Genomic DNA, 17,052 nt, shown 5'->3' with positions numbered 1-17,052 from the left:
ATGCGCCTTCTCATTGAAGCATCATCCCTATAAAATAGCGGATATTTTCAGACTCTGTTGGTAAAAGCACATTCATTTTGTGCCACATCAATTAATCACTCTTTTAAAATCTTTACCAAGAATATAGAGAGTACAGATCTGCCAACCTAACACCTATCGTGGGATGCTTTAACATCATGCAAGAACAATACAATCCGCAGCAAATTGAACAAGCCGCGCAATCTTTTTGGGATAAAAACAAAACATTTAAGGCGGTTGCCGATTCCAACAAAGAAAAGTTCTACTGCCTCTCTATGTTTCCTTACCCAAGTGGCCGCCTCCACATGGGGCACGTACGTAACTACACCATTGGCGACGTGATCTCTCGTTATCAGCGTATGCAAGGTAAGAATGTATTACAACCTATGGGCTGGGATGCATTTGGCCTGCCCGCTGAAAACGCCGCCATCAAAAACAAAACCGCTCCGGCAAAATGGACGGTTGAAAACATCGACTACATGAAAGGCCAGCTTAAAGAGCTTGGCTTTGCCTATGACTGGGACCGTGAACTAGCAACCTGCACTCCGGAATACTACAAATGGGAACAATGGTTCTTCACTCAATTAGTTGAAAAAGGCCTTGCCTATAAAAAAACCGCCGCAGTGAATTGGTGTCCTGAAGATCAAACCGTACTGGCCAACGAACAGGTTGAAGATGGCGCTTGTTGGCGCTGTGGTACCACGGTAGAGAAAAAAGAAATCTCCCAATGGTTTATCCGCATTACTGACTACGCAGAAGAATTGCTTAACGATTTAGATAAGCTAGACGACTGGCCAGAAAAAGTTAAAGCCATGCAACGCAACTGGATTGGCCGTTCTGAAGGTCTTGAGTTCAACTTTGCGGTTGAAGGTAAAGACACCAGTATGTCGGTTTATACCACTCGTCCAGATACTGTGATGGGGGTGACATATGTCGCCGTGGCAACACAACACCCATTATCTCTAGAAGCCTCAAAAAGCAACCCTGAACTTGCTGATTTCATTGCTGAAAGTAAGCTGATGTCAACCACAGAAGCAGACATGGCAACGGTTGAGAAAAAAGGCGTAGATACGGGTTTTAAAGCCATTCATCCCATTACAGGTGACGCCGTTCCTATCTTTGCTGCCAACTTTGTCTTGATGGATTACGGCTCTGGTGCCGTGATGTCGGTGCCTGCCCATGATCAACGTGATTTTGAATTCGCGAAAAAATACAACTTGCCTATCAAGCAAGTTATTCAGCCTGCAGGTCAAGAAGCCATTGATATTGAAAACGCGGCCTTCACAGACAAAGGCATTCTTTGTAACTCTGGCGAATTTGACGGCTTGGCCTTTAAAGAAGCCTTTGATGCTATTGCGAGTTGGATGACAGAACGGAAAATAGGTGAAGTCAAAGTCAACTACCGTCTGCGAGACTGGGGCGTCAGCCGTCAACGTTATTGGGGCACACCGATTCCAACCATCAATTTAAAAGATGGTTCTGTGGTACCGGTTCCTGCCGACCAGCTCCCTGTGGTATTGCCAACAGATGTCGTGATGGATGGCGTTAATTCGCCAATTAAAAACAATCCCGATTTTTCTGCCATCCTGTTTAATGGCGAAGAAGCAGAGCGCGAAACCGATACCTTTGACACCTTCATGGAATCTTCTTGGTACTTCGCCCGTTACTGCTGCCCAGACTCAAAAGACGCCATGCTAACGGAAGAAGCCAACTACTGGCTACCCGTTGACCAATACGTTGGTGGTGTTGAACACGCTATCTTACACCTGCTTTACTCGCGCTTCTTCCACAAGCTATTGCGTGATGCTGGGCTAGTGACATCTGACGAACCGTTCAAACGCCTCTTGACCCAAGGCATGGTAAATAAAGACGGCACCAAGATGTCTAAGTCGAAAGGCAATACGGTCGATCCGCAAGAAATGATCGAAAAATACGGTGCCGATACGGTTCGCTTGTTCATTATGTTCAGTGCGCCACCAGAGCAATCGCTTGAATGGAATGATTCCGGTGTAGACGGCGCGTCACGCTTCCTACGTCGCTTGTGGGCCTTGTCTCTTCGTCATGTCAATGCTGGCAAAGTGGGCGAATTGAAAATCGATGCACTAAACGGCGCGCAAAAAGCCTTGCGTCGTAAAACCCATGAAACTATCCAGAAGGTAACAGATGATATTGAGCGTCGTCAGACCTTCAATACCGCGATTTCTGCGGTGATGGAACTTTGCAATGATATCAGCAAGTTTGAAGATCAGTCTGAGCTAGGTTTAGCGGTAGTACAGGAAGCATTGGAAGCCGCAACCCTATTGCTTTCGCCTATCGTGCCACATATCTCTCATCAGTTATGGAGCGAATTGGGTCATACTGATAATGTGGTGGATACTCCATGGCCAGCGCTAGACGAAGCGGCTTTGATCAAGGACGAGCTAACAATTGTTGTGCAGGTGCTTGGTAAAAAACGTGCTGAATTAACCGTTTCTGCCAGTGCCGATAACAAAACCATTGAAGCGGAAGCCCTAGCTCACCCGAGTGTGGCGAAATACCTTGAAGGCAAAACAGTCCGTAAAGTAATCGTTGTACCAGGGCGCTTGGTCAACATAGTGGCTAACTAGAGTCAGAAGAGTGTTTTCTATAGCAAGAGTGGCGTTTTCCTCAAAACGGTCGCCTATTTTGGCAAAACGCCACTCTTGCTAATCTAGTAGCATTTTAGTCGTTTCACGGCGGCTTCATAGCAATTTAAGGAAATCACGATAATGACTGGCTCATTTACTCAAACCACTCGTTTACTCTTTTTAGCATTCGTCACCATGAGTATGGTCGCCTGTGGTTTCCATCTACGTGGGCAGATCAATATTCCTACAGCATTGAAAACCCTAATACTCAACTCACAAAGTGGTTCAGACAGTTTTGATCGTGCCCTACGTATCGCCCTTACCCGTGCAGGCGTCACCCTAGTCAATAAGGCCGACGCAACAGAAGGCATACTGGAACTTAAGGTCAACGCCATTAGCTCGTCGGACACCACGCTAGCACGCAATAGCTCAAATGATGTCACCCAAATCCAACGTCGCTTATCGAGCAATTATTTTGTGCGTCAAGCCGATGGTAAGGCTCTGTATGGCCCTCGTAACATCAGCACCAGCAAAACATTAGCGAATCAAAATGCGGAAGAAAGCACTAAAGCGGCCTACAACAAAGAACAAACGGAAGCCATGGGCGAAGATCTGGCGAATCAACTTATTTATGATCTAGGTTACGCGCCACTTTAATCCGCATCCCTATTTAGGCGAGCAATATGAAAGTCAGAGCCGACCAATTAGCACAGCAACTCACTAAAAACCTCGCGCCCATTTATATTATTTCTGGGGACGAGGTTTTATTGTGTCAAGAAGCCGCTGATAGCATCCGTAAAATTGCCCAAACCCATGACATCAACGAGCGACTAAGGTTTGTCGCCGATGCTCAGTTTGATTGGCAAGAAGTGATTAACGAAAACCAAAGCCTGTCGCTCTTTTCCAATCGCCGCATGTTCGACATTCAAATAGACAAGTTAGGTGAAAAGCACAGCAAAGCCTTGGCTCAACTAGGACAATCCCTTAGCGAAGACAACGTCATTTTACTCACCCTACCTAAGATTGATGCGCGTACTCAAAAAGCAAAGTGGTTTAGTCAACTTGAATCCCAAGGCGTCTTTGTTCAAGTTTGGCCTATTGAAGCCAATCGCTTACCAGCTTGGGTACAGCAAAGAGCACAGGCGCTCGACCTATCCTTAACTAGGGACGCTGCTGCCATCATCTGCGAACGTGGTGAAGGCAATTTACTCGCGTTATCGCAGGAATTAGAAAAGCTTGTTTTAATGCATGGCAATGGCGCACGAATCGACGCAGAACAGGTCGCAGAGTCCGTGGCCGACAGCAGCCGCTACTCTATTTATGACTTAAGTGATCGCCTGCTGATGGGTAAAGCCAAAGAAGCCATGCATTGTTTAAGTCAGCTACTAGGGGAGGGTGTCGAGCCCAACATTATTCTTTGGCTCTTCAACCGTGAAACGCAAACTTTGTCGACACTTTTTCAAGCCATGCAAACGTCTAGTTTACGCCAAGCTTGCCAAGCACAAAGGATTTGGGATAAGCGCATTCCTTTTTATGAAAAGGCCATGTCTAGACATAATCAGGTCACTCTGCCCTACATACAAAATTATCTCGCCCTGTTAGACAAAAGCATCAAGGGGTTAGAAGGGCCAGACACAGCAACGGGGTTCCGTAATCTAGTCATGATGTTTTGTGGCTACAAACCCGTTATGACAGAACTAGACATTCCAGCTTCCTTTTAATAAGGCATAAAGAAGTCGCTGTCTAAATTGAGAAACCTAAACCAGAGTGACGTTTTTCCTCGAAACGAGCACCTAACTCTGCAAAACGTCGCTCTGATTACATATTATCTCTAAATAGTAAAATTCAAACCTTCAGGTAACGAGCAATGAATGACACACCTATGATTGAAGAAATCAGCGTATGGACCACCCCTCTTTACCTTGCTCAACTGCCAGACCATGAATTTCTTAAAGACGCGCTATTAGCCGCGGTCTACCAAGAAAAGGCGGCTCAAACCACGGCCATTGCCAGCCTCATCGCACCAAAGGCAAAACACGCCTTACATGAGAGCACACTGGATTTTCTTGATCTAGAAGAAGCCAATATAATGGAGGCTAAACGTGTTCTTGAAGAGTTAATCTTAGAAGTTGCCACCAGCGTAAACCAAGCATTCTGGCCTGAAGGCATAGAAACTCACGCACATATCATCGAGTCTTGGTATCACGTTACGCAAAAGGGTGGCTATCACGATGCTCACTCTCACCCCAATTGCTCGTGGTGTGGAATTTATTACCTCGAACCCGGTGATGCCAAACAAGAAACGGGAGGCTTAAATCGTTTTTACGACCCCAGAGTGAATGCCGAACATTATGCCGATATGGGCACAGCCTACTTGGGTGGACAAGGCGTATGGGACTTTGTACCTACGGCAGGACAAGTAGTTATTTTCCCTTCTTATCTAAAACATTCTGCACTTCCCTATTTTGGCGATAAAGACCGTGTCGTCATCGCTTTCAACGCCATCATTGAAGGCTATTAATAGCGGGTCAAGCAAGAGCGAGGAGCCCCCATAACCCTTGCTCAGTAATATTTTTATACTTATCCCGTTATTTTCAAAAGAAATCCAACAAGTTTTGACTCAAACGTTCACAATAGATCGGTATTTGTAGTAATTTAACAAGTAATCTTTTTAGATAAGGTAAGTCTATGCTTTTCCAGTTTGATCAACTCAGCGCTAACCAGCGCTACCACCTGATCACTCAGACCATAACGCCACGCCCCATTGCGTGGATCATGACTAAAAATACTAACGATACCTATAATCTCGCGCCTTTTTCTTACTTTGCGGCCTTGTCTTCTGACCCGGCATTATTGGTCGTTTCTATCGTTAGTAAACCCGAGCAAGTCATCAAGGATACAAAAAAGAACTTATTAAGCGAAAAGGAATGTGTCTTGCATATTCCAAGTGGTGATCTAATCAATGCCGTCAATGACAGTGCCGCCAATTTACCCTATGGTGAATCTGAGTTAGAGAAATCAGACTTATCATTGGTTTCCTTCGTTGATCGCTTGCCACGCATTGCAGAAGCAAAAGTCGCTCTACACTGCCGACTTTACGACATACATCAGCTAGGTAACTCATCGACAGATGCCTGTTATTTAGAAATAGTAAACGTATATATTGATGATGACATTGTCTCGCAAGAAAATAACCGGACAACAATCGACAGCCAAAGACTCAACCCGCTTAGTCGACTTGGTGGTAACGACTACTCTCTATTGGGCAAAATAGTGACATTAAAACGCCCTAATTAAGAACACAGATTCGAGGAATATAAAGATGGACGTAACAAAACAAATACAAGCTTTCCCCTTTATGAGTGACATTGATGCTGAGCTTTCGTCTTCTCTGATCGACCTCGCCAGTGTCACATCGTTAAAAGCAGGTGATGTGCTGGCCAAACAATTTGAAATTGGCCATTCACTGTATTTTTTGATTGAAGGTGAAATCACGATTTCCGTCCCCCTAAGGGAACAAAGTAAATCTTATAATGTTGGCTCAATCAATAAAGCTCTAGCGCCTATTGGTTGGTCTGCCTTTCGTCATCCATCGCGTTACGCCACTACCTTTACGGCCACAAAATCGACTAGACTGCTTGCTTGGCCAATCATAAAGCTACAAAAGCTGCTGGATGATAACCTTGAATTTGCCACTAAATTCCTACAATTTGTCTATCAAGAGTCATTGCCAGTACTGACCAATATTCAAAACCAAACCCACACTTTCTTTTCTAATGAATCTCTGGCTTTTGAAGAAACTCGCCCCTTCGTAAACCCAAGCGAGCAAGTTCACTCCCTAAAAGACGCCATGGCTTTACTCAATTATGCGCCCTTTTGTGAGACCTTTACTCAGGCCGAAATTCATAACCTAGCGAAAAAAGCCTCTGTTTTACTGGCTCACCAAGGGGATATTGTATGTCAGCAAGACCAAATTGCCGACGGCCTGTATTTTCTTGCCAAGGGTAAAGTCATCGTAAACTACCAAACTGACTCAGGTGAACTCATTACTACCCGTTCTATTTCACGTTCAGGAACTGTACTGGGCTGGACCTCTTTAGACACTAACTTAAAAAATCGCACCTCGATTATTTCATCCCGTGACAGCAGTATCATCTTCATAAAAAAACAAGATTTGTTGGATATGTTTAGTGAAAATCGCAAATTCTCCGTCAAATACCAACATCGTCTTATTTGGTTAATCAGCACCCATTTGTTAGCTGCTCGTATGCGCTACCTATCACAAATTGCTAAAGACGAAGTGCTCGCGGTAAACAATGTTATTGAGCAAAATGCGGCCCTCCTACCCGTTAGCTCCCCCCTTTATAAGCTTAGCGAACTGTTAAAAAGTGCCATCACCACAGACGAAGCCTTTGGTATTCTCTATAAATGCCTGCATTTTGGCAGTGTATTGGAAAGAACCATTTCAGGCATGTGTCTAGACATACTAAAAGACCTACAGCGAGAAAACGCCTTCTATCGCCATCTACAAACCGCCTATGACAATATCAATAAGTTGCCAAAAGAAACGCCAGCATTAGACGCGAGACGCTTAGGCACAGAACAATTTGAGCAAGCGTTCGAAAAAGTCCCTTATGTTATTAAAGGTCTAGAGAATTTACCTAAAAAGACGGGGAGCCTGTTTATTTATAACCACCTATTAGGCTCCTCAACCAACCGTTTACCCAATGGTTTCCGCTTCTCTATGGACGCTCAGTTCATTAACGCCATGATCATTGATAAAGAATATGGGGTCTCCGGTCAACGAGTCATACGCCGTAGCGTAGAAAGTGAATTTTGGCGAGATGACTACTATGAAAGGTTCGGTAATATTTTTGTCGATAGTTGGGAAAAGCTCACTAAAGATACCCCAGAGTACGACAATTTAATCAATCAAGCTCAACAGACATTAAGTCAAAACTTTCCTTTAATGATTTCCCCTGAAGGAAACAGCTTTAGCACTCAACAATCACCCGGTGCCTTCCTACCCCATGCTTTTGAACTAGCAGGATCTATGGGCAATGAAGAGCCTTGGATTGTCCCTATCGCTGTCGCTAACTTTGATAAGCGAGCAGACCACAATATCTATACCGCCATCATCAAGCCCGCTTTCAAGTTATCCGACAGGGTCGACTACCGAGACAAAAAAGCGTTCGCTCAATTTTTGCTCGACTATCAAGAGGAATACAAAGGCTACGTTAATGAAGCGCTGGCATTATCCCGTGAAATTCGTAAGTACCCTATCTTTAGCGGTAAAAGCGGTTATCGTTCAAATGTGCTCAGCCTTAACCATCTTGATATCGAGTTTGAGTCCGATGTGCGTGAGTTAGAGTTCCGTCATGCGTATAAAGAATACAAAGAACAACCTGTCGCTTTCTATGGTTCCTCCACCATACGCCTATGGGATGATCTTGAAGATAAATTCCGCGATAAAAGTGCCATCAACTTAGGTTTTGGTGGCGCGACCTTAGAAGCCTGCGTGTATTACTTTGAACGTATTATTTTGCCTCACAACCCTAGGTCTCTTGTTCTCTATGCAGGGGACAATGACATAGGTAACCACAAAAATTGCAACAAGGTAATCCAACTCTATATAGAGCTATTACAAAAAATAGACCGTCATTTGCCGGGCATTCCCGTCACGCTGATTAGCATAAAATGCAGCCCTACTCGTCTAGAGATGAGCAAGGTCATTAATGAAACGAACCAACAGATTGCACGTTTAGCAAAAACACGTCCAAACACCCAATACCTTGACCTGCTGTCTCCTTTATTAGACAAACAAGGAGAACTCAAAGAAAACCTGTTTGAAGGCGACAAGCTGCACTTGAATAAAAAAGGTTACGATATCTGGACGAAAAACCTACTTGAATCATCAGACTTTATTTTTGAAAATCAGTAAGTTAACCCTTTATTTTAAAACTAAAAAAGCGCTCAGATGAGCGCTTTTTTAGTCTTTGGATACTACGCCATGTTCAAAACAACAAAAACCAACTAGATTAGCCGATGACCACCTTCATACCCAAAAGAATCAGCAGTCCTCCCATACCTCTATCCACCCAAATCCGATGACGACGTAACCAAGATAAAGCCGGGCCACCTGCTAACAATAACGCCACCAAGGTATACCAGCCACCATCAATGACCACCACAGTCGCCCACAATTGCAACTTGAGTAAAACGCTCATATCCGCTTGAACAAATTGACTAAACAGAGCGAGAAAAAACAACGCCGCTTTGGGGTTCATCAAGGCCACTAGAAATGCGTCTCGAGCAGACTGCCAATAGGAAGACGTCACACCTTCAATTTTCACCTCACCGCCTATGCCTGCATAACGAATCGCTTTTAACCCTAACCAGGCTAAATAGACCCCTCCTAAAATAGACAGCACAAAAAACGCCTGTTGATGCTTCGCCATCACTACTGCCAAGCCCTGCATACTCAATAAAGCCCAAAAGCCCAAACCTAATGCATGGCTAATTGCCGCTAGTACACCATGTAATGGCGTCTGAGCAATGGTAACTCGAAGAATCACCGCCAAACTTGGCCCTGGAGAAATCGCGCCCATCACACAAATAGCCACCAAAGAAAGCCAAGTGGTTAACTCCATATCATTTCTCTATTCATATTGTAAGCCGATGAAACACAGCAAAAAAAGTGCCTGAGATACTAACCAATTCTTGCTAAAAAGCGAACAACCTCTAGAAATTCATGCCACAAAACAACATCGGCATATTGACCTCAACGGAAAAACGCGGCAGCATAGACGAACTTCTAACAAGTAGATGACACGTATTCTATGATCAACATCTTAAATAAACACAACGGCGATAAACGTAAGGCTAAAAAGCTTTGCGGCGCTGGCGTGTGGAATTAAGATCAAAAAACTTCCCCGGCAGCATTCTCGCTGACGGGTTCTCCACTTACTTCTCTATCAGCGAAATGCATACCGGCCCAAATGAGGCAAAAATATGTTTTACGGTGCAATCACAGCGCTAGTTACCCCTTTTAGAAACGGACAATTAGATGAAGATGCCCTTCGCAATATAGTACGTTGGCAAATAGATCAAGGCATTAATGGCTTGGTTCCAGTGGGTACTACCGGCGAATCACCCACCTTAAGTGAACACGAGCACAAACGCGTGATTGAAATTACGGTACAGGAAGCAAACAAAGCCGTACCTATTCTTGCCGGCGCTGGATCGAACAACCCAATTGAAGCTGTTACCTACTCAGAATACGCCCATCAAGCTGGCGCAGACGCTACCTTACAGGTGGCAGGTTACTACAATCGCCCCAACCAAACTGGGCTATATGAGCACTTCAAATACGTACACGACAACAGTCAACTGCCCATCATCCTCTACAACATTCCACCACGAACCATAGTCGGATTAGAGGTAGACACACTAGCCCGCCTTGCCGAATTACCCCGAATCATTGGGGTAAAAGACGCAACGGGTGACATCACTCGTCCTATCCGCGAGAAAGCATTAGTCAAAAGCAGCTTTAATTTCCTCAGCGGCGATGATTTAAATACCGTGGCTTACAACGTCGGTGGGGGAAATGGCTGTATATCCGTCACGGCTAATGTGGCACCCAAACTATCGGTAGAGCTACAACGCTTATGCCGTGAGGGGAACTATACCGAAGCGGCACAGCTACAGGATAAACTCTTTCAATTACACTGCGCGCTCTTTATTGAGCCCAATCCAGCAGGGCCAAAATACGCCTTGTCATTACTTGGCCTATGCACAGAAGAATGTCGTCTACCAATGGTGCCATTAGAAGACAGTACCAAAGCAAGCATTCGCCGAGTCATGGAAGAATTAGAGCTAATATAGACAACCAACAGCCTGCTGCTTGCAGGCTGTTTTATCCCCCATAAAATCAATCAATAGACGACCTAGTCCTCCTCTTTTAAACGAAAAGGTCGTCTGTCTTCCCGTCATAAATCTTTCTGCATTTTTTATCCTATAAAGAGCATTTTTTTCTCTAAAAGCTTGCTAAAGTACGCCTTCAAGAAGAAGCAATATTTTAGGTAATACTTTCAACGATGATGTTAGATCAGCGTTTCAAATACTATCCATAAAGCAGCAATAGGAGACCAAAATGGGTAAGGTGCATTTTATTGGTGGTGAAAAAGGCGGTGTCGGAAAATCCATGACGGCGCGCGTATTAGCCCAATATTGTATTGACAATAACCAGCCTTTTTTAGGCTTTGACTGTGATTCTTCCCATGGCACTTTTTCACGTTTTTATAGTGAATATTCCTCCCCTATCGTCGTGGGAGATGAAAACAGTCTAGACGGCATGTTAGCGGCCATCGAAGAATACCCTGATCGTGATTTAATTATTGACCTTGCCGCACAGGCAGCACAGCCATTAGGCAAGTGGATTGAAGAAACCGATGTGTTTGGCTTGTTAGACGAAATGGGCTACCAAGTCTGCCTTTGGCATGTCATGGACGATGGTGCAGACTCCGTTGCCTTACTCGACAAATTACTTGATCGTTACAGCCAACCGTCGGTTGATTTTATCATTGTTCAAAATCTAGGACGCGGTGCCGATTTCTCCCGTTTCCAAAAATCCGACACCTACCAAAAAGCAGTAGGCCGTGGTGCGCTTATTATTGAGTTACCTAAACTGCAAACCAAGTTGACACAAAAAATTGACTTCAACAATACCAGTTTTTGGGCCGTGGCCAATGATAGAAACATCATGAACATCGCTGAACGCCAACGTATGAAAGTCTGGTTACGCAACACCTACTCTGAACTGTCCAAACTGGGTTAATAAAAATACTGACAGCCAATAAAAAAGCCTGCGGACACCGCAGGCTTTTCCTTTTCACCCCCCATAACCACGATCTAGCTAGGCAGATTACTCTTGCACATCCATATATTTATTCGCCCAAACACGATTTTCTTCTAGCGTTGAATAGCGAGTCGATAACTCAGAGGCATTCAGCGTCCCTTCTGCAATGCCACGCTGTTCACGCAGGCAATCATAAGTCGCTTTAATCGCCGCAAAATATGCCGCATGGCCATTCACCACAATACGCACACCATTCGCCGCCAGACGCGCACGGTCACGCAGTTCAGGATTATCGTAGGCCACCAACATCACAGGAATCGTAATGTGCTGAGTAATTTCTTCTAAATGAGCAAAGTCACGAATCCCCACCATACAGATGCCATCCACACCCACCGCTTGATAAGCCTTGACGCGCTCAATGGTCTGTTCGACGCTCAACTGACCAGCGTTAGTACGAGCAATAATGCTCATAATGGGGTCAATACGCGCATCAAGCGCCGCCTTAAGCTTACCAACAGCTTCCTCTACAGGAATTAAGTCAGTGGACTTATGGCCGTATTTAGCAGGTAACAAGGTGTCTTCTATGGTCAAGGCTGCTACACCAGCCCGTTCTAATTCAACAATCGTACGCATAACATTAAGCGCATTACCATAACCATGATCGGCATCGGCAATAATTGGCAAACGCGCCACACGACCAATACGGGTAGCTTGCTCGGTGAATTCACTCAAGCTAATCAAGGCAAAATCCGGTGCGGCTAGCACCTGTAATGACGCCACAGATCCCCCCAAAATACCCACTTCAAACCCAAGGTCCGCCGCAATTCGAGCCGACATGGGGTCAAAAGTCGATGCGGTGTAATAGCATTGACCACTGTTTAACAGCGTCCGAAAATCATTCCGTAAATCATGCTGCGAGGGTGTTGCCATAAGTTCGCTCCTACTAACCAAAAGATCTCAAATAATGGCAAATTATACCTGTGTTAAAAGCTAGCTTCATCATAGCCTGACCAATTAGTTAAGTTTTGAAAGTAAAAAACACACGGAAGCCTCTTAACCAAAAGGGCGAAAGGGACGAGGACACAATATGAAAAAATAACGAATATTAAGAATCGTCGCGATTGAGTTCGATCCTTAATTGGATACTGCCTAAAAATTAACACAAAGACCTAATATAGAGACCCCGAACATCAGCGCGTTATATGGACTCACCCGACTATTTAATCGACCAAAAGGGTTTTATTAATTCCACCTAAAAACACCAGAAAAACCATTAAAAACGAATCTTTTTACTTTTATCTGTTATCAAAGTATCTGGAACACTTTTTATACAGTGAAAACCGTGACAGGCGCAGGTTCTAGCGATAACATAGCGACCTGCATTTTCCATGCAGCCTATTTATAATTTTCAATCTTACTGACAATGTTAAGGTTCTCAAATGAACGCTTGGTATCTCATCTGCTTTTTATCAGCATTAGCGGTTTTCATCGCTTTTACTAACCAATACATTCTTAAAATGCAAACCACCATTGCAATAACCACAGGTTCAGTAGTGATCTCTCTACTCCTAATTATTGCGGTTAAACTGATTGGTGATGAGACAGCACTGTTTATTACCCAAGTGGTCGCCGGTATCGACTTTAACCAGCTGCTGTTGAAGGGCATGTTAGGATTTTTACTCTTTGCTGGGGCATTGGAAATAGACCTAACCGCAATGAAAAAGCAACGTTGGGAAATCACCATACTGGTGCTTTTCTCGACTCTGGTGTCTACCTTCATCGTCGGCTTATTAAGTTATTATACTTTCCAAGTATTAGGCTTCCCGGTAGCCTTCATCTACTGCCTACTCTTCGGCGCACTGATTAGCCCAACGGACCCCATTGCCGTATTAGCCATCATCAAACAAATGAAAGCCCCAGAAGGCATCTCCGTTCAAGTCGAAGGGGAATCCCTCTTTAATGACGGCGTTGGTCTGGTGATTTTCACCACCATCTTCTCTGTCGCCTTTTATGGCACAGAAGCCCACTTCGAAGACATTGCCGAACTGTTTCTCGTCGATGCCATTGGCGGCATTGTATTTGGCCTTGCTATTGCGGTTGTCGGCCACTTCTTAATCATCAACTGTAAAGACATGAACATTCGCCTACTGGTGACCCTAACCATTCCATCGGCGGGTTTTGCACTTGCCAACATCTGGGAAATTTCTGGCGCATTAGCCATGGTGACCTGTGGCATTCTGCTAGGTAACATCACCCGCCCTAAAGCCTCAAAACGAAGAGGCCCAGATGGCACCCGCTACGTGAAAGATTTTTGGCATGCAACCGACAGTTTTTTAAACGCCCTACTATTCTTGATCATAGGAATGCTGATCGTCACCATGCCACTAACATGGGAAGTACTGGGACTTGGCTTACTCATGGTGCCTATCGTATTAATTGCTCGCTTTATTAGTATTGGCAGCCCTTACCTAGTATTTAAACGCTTTCGTGAATACGACAAACATTCAGTCAAGATCCTAACTTGGGGCGGACTACGTGGAGGGCTAGCACTTGCTATGGCCGCTGCGATTCCTTCTGAACAGATCCAGATTCTCGACTACGACCTTCATGACCTAATCGTCATCATTACCTACATGGTGGTTATCTTCTCCATCATAGTACAGGGGCTCACCATCTCGCCTTTGATCAAGAAAAGTATTCAAGCCGCGGAAGAGAAAGCCAAGCAATAGGTGCTCTTCTCAAGTGCTCGCACTCTAGATGACAAGGGACTAAGTCCCTTGTACCTTCCTCCTTTTGTCTTTGTAAGCGGAAGACGGAGGACGGGGTTATCTCTTTGTTTTGGAGATGTAAAAGTTATATTTTCGATTTTCCATCAAAGGAGCTGACATATCGACATATGAAAAATAACCATTATCATAGCCATGATAGGGAAATAAGGTAACATACCACCATGAGAACCAACTTCGATCACCTCACCCTGCGCCAACAAATGAGTGTACCTATTATTTCCAAGGTGCTGCTCGATGAGATGGACACTTATTTACTGGGCAAGACCAGGACTGCTTAAGGTGCCTGTCTCATTGGCGTACCAAAACAGCGCGTTTTTTATTATTGCCAGAAAAATATAACGACTTTCATTCAAACTCTTTGAGTCATAAGTTTAAAAAAAACGGGGTTTCACATGTTAAAAGTCATTCTTCAGTCGCCAAAGTAAATGACATTGCTGCTCGAAACTGTCGCCCACCTCACTAAAATATCATTTCACTCCAACCCATATCGACAGCCCTCTTAGTCCGCAATAAAAAAGCCAATCATTTTGAAGTGATTGGCTTTAAAACATAAATTGTCCCGTCCTGAAATAGCCTGACAATTTGCATAATCACCCACTGCTAACGTTAACCGCGCAGTAGATTAACAAAATAAAATGTCGAACTAAAACATAGGCTGCGTTATCGCTACATTTGAGGGAAGCGTGTCAGCATAAACATTATTAAATGTCTCACCTTGGTTTGCATGTTGACCTGTCAAGTTCATCGTTCCAGTAAATAAGTCCACTTTCGTCTGCCTTTCAGCCCTATCTACCCCTTCCCATGCAAGGCCAAATGATGGAATGTATTCTCGCATAAAAGAACCGTCAAAACGTAAATGCACCGACCCTGGCTGCGCATTAGCCTCACTGCCTTTCCAAACCATATTGGAAAAATAGCCATAGCCCGTGGTATCAAGATCAAATCTAGTAATTAACTCACTCGACTTACCTAGCACCCCACCTAGCTCATCCCCCACCAATACTATTTTATCGTCCACTCCTAAGTTCCCCCCTAATAACCACTTAGAATCAGATGCAAGATTTACCGTTTCCGAATCACTATCCACCTTGATGTAAAGGGTATAACTCACATTAGCATCAAATGTTCGCCCACTGTGACTACTCGACGTGCCTGATACTAAATCAAATACCACAATCGACGTATCTACATCTACCTGCAGCCCTATTTCTTCGTTAGTATTTCCCGCTTTATCGCGCAGGGTACCAGTTGCTATCGTTATTTTGTCATTCTCCATCGCAGTAGAACCGGTTCCAAGTGTTACACTATAAGTATCGGCATAACCATCACCGCCATCATTAACGGCGCTCAACATCGCACCAGCTCCCCAACTATGGTTATTAGTCAGCGTAAGATCACTTAACAGCAAATCAACAACTTTCACTTCTTCATTAAAAGTGATCGTCACCGTATCCCCTGCGTCTAAGGATGCTACTTCCCCACCCTGTGTAGAGTCCCATACAATGGCATTATTTGCTGCTTTTGTTGGCCCACTAGTATCTACCGTCACACTAAAGTCCGAAGAGCCTGCACTTTCATTACCAGCCGTATCCGTTGCCTTAGCAGTAAACTGATAATCAACACCATCATTAAGCGTAGCTGTGTATGTCCATGTTAAACCCGTCACCGTCGCTTCACCCAACTCAGTATTACCATTGTAAAGGGTTACTATCGATCCCGGCTCTGTATAACCAGATAACACCAAATTGGTATCATCCGTAGTCCCCCCTGACGTTAATCTGCCCGTCACACTCCCTACATCGTCGGTCGCCACATCCATCAATATGAGAGGCGCTACGGTGTCCGACGTGACACTAAAGTCTGACGTCGCCGCACCTTCGTTGCCTGCTGCATCTGTTGCTCTAACATTAAATCGATAATGGCTGCCATTGTTAAGGGTCGCGATATAACTCCAAGTACCATCCGGTTCAATAGTCGCATTGCCCAATTCTGTCGTACCGTTATAAACTTTGACCGTCGAGCCTAGCTCTACTATGCCAGACAGCAGCAAACTGGTGTCATCCGTGCTGTCACCCGACGTTAACTCTCCTTGTATGCTGCCCACATCATCAATGAACGTCACCTCTGGTGTAGCCGTGGCCGCTGTGACCGCGAAGTTCGCCGTAGCGGCACTTTCATTACCCGCCGCATCGGTCGCTTTGGCGTTAAATTGGTAACTCGTATCATCACTCAGTGTCGCGGTATATGTCCAGTTAGTACCCGTCACCGTGGCCTCACCCAATTCGGTACTACCGTCATAAATTTTGACCATCGAACCCGCTTCCACCGTACCGGACAACAGCAAGTTGGTGTCGTCCGTTCTGTCTCCCGATGTTAACGTGCCCGTCACACTGCCCACATCATCCGTGACCGCATCAATCCACACCGTTGGTCCTGTAGTGTCAGCACTCGCCACGGTTGCGCTCACTTGCGTTGATGTGTTGCCCGCCACGTCTGTAATGGAGGCGGTGATTGTCGCTTCTGGTGCCACTTCAACCATCACAGCACCCGCTGTCATTTCTTCAACCGTCACACTGTGTGTTTCACCGTTGATGGTTAAAGTGTCTGTGTCAGCATTAAAGTCGTCTGACAAGCTAATGGTCGCGGTAACCGTGCCATCGGCACCCAGTTCCGCAACGTTGTAGATGCCATCTTCACCGGCGCTGTCCAACACGATGCTTGGTGCACCCACTTCGGTTTCAGCACTCGCCACTGTGTTACTGACCGTTTCAGACGTATTACC

General features: G+C 44.9%; 12 protein-coding genes. 9 read left to right on the top strand and 3 right to left on the bottom strand.

The features are described from left to right. Positions 1–176: 176 nt before the first annotated feature. The 6 genes from leuS to I8J31_RS19865 all read left to right on the top strand — a co-directional run bounded on the left by leuS (position 177) and on the right by I8J31_RS19865 (position 8,565). Positions 177–2,624, top strand: coding sequence for a leucine--tRNA ligase (gene leuS / locus I8J31_RS19890; protein WP_199470336.1), 2,448 nt, complete (start codon positions 177–179; stop codon positions 2,622–2,624). 141 nt (positions 2,625–2,765) lie between these two features. Further along, on the top strand, positions 2,766–3,281 hold the full coding sequence (locus I8J31_RS19885) for an LPS-assembly lipoprotein LptE (RefSeq protein WP_199470335.1): 516 nt from the start codon (positions 2,766–2,768) through the stop codon (positions 3,279–3,281). Between the two features lie 26 nt (positions 3,282–3,307). Beyond that, the gene (gene holA, locus I8J31_RS19880; protein WP_199470334.1) at positions 3,308–4,345 is read left to right on the top strand and encodes a DNA polymerase III subunit delta; all 1,038 of its coding nucleotides are present in this window, start codon (positions 3,308–3,310) and stop codon (positions 4,343–4,345) included. A 146-nt stretch (positions 4,346–4,491) separates the two neighbouring features. After that, positions 4,492–5,145, top strand: coding sequence for a putative 2OG-Fe(II) oxygenase (locus tag I8J31_RS19875; RefSeq protein ID WP_199470333.1), 654 nt, complete (start codon positions 4,492–4,494; stop codon positions 5,143–5,145). Positions 5,146–5,312: 167 nt separating this feature from the next. Continuing rightward, a complete protein-coding gene (locus I8J31_RS19870) occupies positions 5,313–5,921 on the top strand; it encodes a flavin reductase family protein (protein ID WP_199470332.1) in 609 nt (202 codons plus the stop codon). Between the two features lie 25 nt (positions 5,922–5,946). Continuing rightward, entirely contained in the window at positions 5,947–8,565 is a 2,619-nt protein-coding gene (locus I8J31_RS19865; RefSeq protein WP_199470331.1) for a cyclic nucleotide-binding domain-containing protein, read from the top strand. Between the two features lie 97 nt (positions 8,566–8,662). Here I8J31_RS19865 and I8J31_RS19860 read toward each other — a convergent pair whose 3' ends face one another. After that, on the bottom strand, positions 8,663–9,274 hold the full coding sequence (locus tag I8J31_RS19860) for a LysE family translocator (protein ID WP_199470330.1): 612 nt from the start codon (positions 9,272–9,274) through the stop codon (positions 8,663–8,665). A gap of 361 nt (positions 9,275–9,635) precedes the next feature. Here I8J31_RS19860 and dapA point away from each other — a divergent pair, with 361 nt between their 5' ends. Both dapA and I8J31_RS19850 read left to right on the top strand, forming a co-directional pair. Beyond that, a complete protein-coding gene (gene dapA, locus I8J31_RS19855) occupies positions 9,636–10,508 on the top strand; it encodes a 4-hydroxy-tetrahydrodipicolinate synthase (RefSeq protein WP_199470329.1) in 873 nt (290 codons plus the stop codon). Positions 10,509–10,776: 268 nt separating this feature from the next. Next, the gene (locus I8J31_RS19850; protein ID WP_199470328.1) at positions 10,777–11,460 is read left to right on the top strand and encodes a P-loop NTPase family protein; all 684 of its coding nucleotides are present in this window, start codon (positions 10,777–10,779) and stop codon (positions 11,458–11,460) included. 87 nt (positions 11,461–11,547) lie between these two features. On the opposite strand, the gene I8J31_RS19845 is transcribed toward I8J31_RS19850, so the two are convergent. Then, positions 11,548–12,411 carry an isocitrate lyase/PEP mutase family protein gene (locus tag I8J31_RS19845; protein ID WP_199470327.1) on the bottom strand — a complete coding sequence of 288 codons (864 nt, stop codon included), beginning with the start codon at positions 12,409–12,411 and terminating at the stop codon, positions 11,548–11,550. A 509-nt stretch (positions 12,412–12,920) separates the two neighbouring features. Here I8J31_RS19845 and I8J31_RS19840 point away from each other — a divergent pair. Further along, complete coding sequence (locus tag I8J31_RS19840) at positions 12,921–14,210, top strand: cation:proton antiporter (protein WP_199470326.1); 1,290 nt, start codon at positions 12,921–12,923, stop codon at positions 14,208–14,210. A 703-nt stretch (positions 14,211–14,913) separates the two neighbouring features. On the opposite strand, the gene I8J31_RS19835 is transcribed toward I8J31_RS19840, so the two are convergent. Continuing rightward, on the bottom strand, positions 14,914–17,052 hold a 2,139-nt coding region (locus I8J31_RS19835), incomplete at its 5' end, for an Ig-like domain-containing protein (RefSeq protein ID WP_199470325.1).

Source organism: Marinomonas transparens (assembly GCF_016463975.1).
Classification (GTDB): domain Bacteria; phylum Pseudomonadota; class Gammaproteobacteria; order Pseudomonadales; family Marinomonadaceae; genus Marinomonas; species Marinomonas transparens.
Note: the sequence above shows the minus strand (reverse complement) of the source record. Positions and strands in the feature narration are given on the sequence as shown.

Bases quoted from the DNA above. Each gene is read 5' to 3' on its own strand.
- I8J31_RS19885 (WP_199470335.1), top strand. From the start codon at position 2,766: ATGACTGGCTCATTTACTCAAACCACTCGTTTACTCTTTTTAGCATTC.
- holA (WP_199470334.1), top strand. From the start codon at position 3,308: ATGAAAGTCAGAGCCGACCAATTAGCACAGCAACTCACTAAAAACCTC.
- I8J31_RS19850 (WP_199470328.1), top strand. From the start codon at position 10,777: ATGGGTAAGGTGCATTTTATTGGTGGTGAAAAAGGCGGTGTCGGAAAA.
- I8J31_RS19870 (WP_199470332.1), top strand. From the start codon at position 5,313: ATGCTTTTCCAGTTTGATCAACTCAGCGCTAACCAGCGCTACCACCTG.
- I8J31_RS19840 (WP_199470326.1), top strand. From the start codon at position 12,921: ATGAACGCTTGGTATCTCATCTGCTTTTTATCAGCATTAGCGGTTTTC.
- leuS (WP_199470336.1), top strand. From the start codon at position 177: ATGCAAGAACAATACAATCCGCAGCAAATTGAACAAGCCGCGCAATCT.
- I8J31_RS19875 (WP_199470333.1), top strand. From the start codon at position 4,492: ATGAATGACACACCTATGATTGAAGAAATCAGCGTATGGACCACCCCT.
- dapA (WP_199470329.1), top strand. From the start codon at position 9,636: ATGTTTTACGGTGCAATCACAGCGCTAGTTACCCCTTTTAGAAACGGA.
- I8J31_RS19865 (WP_199470331.1), top strand. From the start codon at position 5,947: ATGGACGTAACAAAACAAATACAAGCTTTCCCCTTTATGAGTGACATT.
- I8J31_RS19860 (WP_199470330.1), bottom strand. From the start codon at position 9,274: ATGGAGTTAACCACTTGGCTTTCTTTGGTGGCTATTTGTGTGATGGGC.
- I8J31_RS19845 (WP_199470327.1), bottom strand. From the start codon at position 12,411: ATGGCAACACCCTCGCAGCATGATTTACGGAATGATTTTCGGACGCTG.